The organism is Pseudomonas sp. 67(2021) (assembly GCF_017491835.1).
Lineage (GTDB): Bacteria > Pseudomonadota > Gammaproteobacteria > Pseudomonadales > Pseudomonadaceae > Aquipseudomonas > Aquipseudomonas atacamensis.
The window spans coordinates 1-235 of record NZ_JAFGYL010000127.1 but is presented as its reverse complement, the minus strand read 5'-3'; the positions used below and the strand labels follow the sequence as shown (position 1 = coordinate 235).

Sequence of the window (235 nt, the reverse complement as noted above, 5' to 3'; positions counted from 1 at the left end):
TTTTGCTGCGGCGCAAGAAGGATCAGGTCGCCACCGAGTTGCCGCCGAAAACCGAGATCATCCACTGGGTCGAACTCAGCGATGGTCAGCGCGACGTCTATGAGACGGTGCGTGTGGCGATGGACAAAAAGGTCCGCGACGAAATCGCCCGCAGTGGCGTGGCGCGCAGTCAGATCATCATCCTCGATGCGCTGCTCAAGCTGCGCCAGGTCTGCTGCGATCTGCGCCTGGTCAA

The 235-nt window shown here is 60.9% G+C and carries 1 protein-coding gene; it reads left to right on the top strand.

Going from position 1 to position 235, the window contains the following annotated elements:
• On the top strand, window positions 1–235 hold a 235-nt coding region (locus tag J5M66_RS27280; protein ID WP_207817562.1), incomplete at both ends, for an SNF2-related protein.